Here is a 1,602-nt window from a genome sequence, read left to right as displayed (position 1 = left end):
CGTCATCCCCAAAAACCAATGCGTCAAGTGGTAATTTATCTGCGACGCAGCGATTCCCCCCTAGTACAAGAAAATACCTTCCGTCTGGGGGAAACCTTTCATTCTTTTCAAGTCATCCGTCTTTGGGAAGAAAATACACCACAATTTTTCCATCATCCCGGTTTATTACCCTTTGCCGTCCTCAGCAATACTGATGACCCCGAACAGGTGTTAAGTCAGGTGTCCCGTTCTTTAGAAACTATCCCCGAAAAACAGGTGCAAAGCAATCTCGCTGCCGCCACCAGTATTCTCGCTGGGTTAGTATTGAATCGGGAGACGATTAAAAAAATCCTTCGGAGTGACATTATGAGAGAATCCGTCATCTATCAAGATATTTTAGAGGAAGGCGAGGAAAAAGGACGACAAGAAGGACGACAAGAAGGACTGCAAGAAGGACGACAAGAAGGTAAAGAAGAAAAAGCCCGACAAATTGCCCTAAAAATGCTATCTGCTGGTTTTCCTATCCCAGAAATCGCCCGATTTACCGATTTATCCCCCGACGCGATCGAGCAATTACAAAGGCAGCAGCACAATTAAAGCTTTTAACCGCAAAGGGTGGGAAATTAGGGAAATTTTAGACCGTCTCCCCACCCCAAGCGCGATTAACGACGTTTAGCGAGGCGACGCACCACTAAACCACTCCCTAAGAACACCAGTCCTGTGATCATACCAGGTTCAGGAACTGCGACGGGAACAGAGGCAACAGAGGCAAGAGAAGCGCTATCGATCTGGAAGATATCGAGATCATTTGTATTAGTTCCAAAGACGATCGATCTGAAGTTTGCGTTACCAATAATGCCCAGAAAGCCGTTTGCTCCGCCGATACTGTTATTCACAAGCAGAGTTTGGTTTCCTGTACCATCGAAATTTCCCGTTAGGTTTAGCTGGTTAGGGTTAGTATTTAGAAAATCCGCTCCGAAGGCAAACACAGGTGAGGGAAAAGTCCAAGTGATAGTTGTGGAAGCGCTACTCGCATCTCCATCAGTGGAATTGAGGAAAAGTCCTCCACTAACGCTATTATCCTCAAACGCAACTGCGGGTGGAAAGGAATTCGCCGAAACGATGCCCGAATCCAGTGTTATTGTTTGAGCAGAGGCGATGTTGTTGCTAAAAGTATCGGTGGTGGTGACACTGCCAGCGATGGCATCGACGGCAGCTTGCCAAGCGGTGCGATTAGTGAAAATAGTGAAAGCTTCGGCGGAAGATACCGAACTCAGCACAAGGGTAGTGGTAAAAACCGTGGCTAGGGAAAAGGATTTCAGCCGAGCCTTTGATAAGCTCTGCTTCTCCACCCCCCGTGATTGATAAGTTTAGATAATGACATAAGACTTCAGAAAATTTAACTGTTTGTAACCTACTCCTTCCTCTAGTAATTGTCAAGGACTTTTTCCAAAGGTGTGAGATTTTTGGGGCAAAAATTCACTAATTAGGGGCTGCTGAAAAAGTTTTTCGTGGGGGCAGGGTGTGGGGTGTGGGGTGTGGGGTGTGGGGTTTTACCCATTTTCAGGTGGTCAATTACCTAATTTTCAGGGAAAAAATCCCTAAATTTTCCCCCCAATCACT

The 1,602-nt window shown here is 46.1% G+C and carries 2 protein-coding genes; one reads left to right on the top strand and one right to left on the bottom strand.

The window, feature by feature from the left end; all coding sequences use genetic code 11:
* Nucleotides 1–576, top strand: a 576-nt coding sequence (locus PX481_RS02810) for an Rpn family recombination-promoting nuclease/putative transposase (protein ID WP_288093571.1), incomplete at its 5' end; no start/stop codon positions are given.
* A gap of 65 nt (nt 577–641) precedes the next feature.
* On the opposite strand, the gene PX481_RS02805 is transcribed toward PX481_RS02810, so the two are convergent.
* Nucleotides 642–1,331 (bottom strand): PEP-CTERM sorting domain-containing protein, encoded by a 690-nt coding sequence (locus PX481_RS02805; protein ID WP_288093570.1) that lies wholly within the window; start codon nt 1,329–1,331, stop codon nt 642–644.
* Nucleotides 1,332–1,602: the final 271 nt, after the last annotated feature.

This window comes from Microcystis sp. M53603_WE2 (genome assembly GCF_030065435.1).
This window is presented reverse-complemented; position numbering and strand designations above follow the sequence as displayed.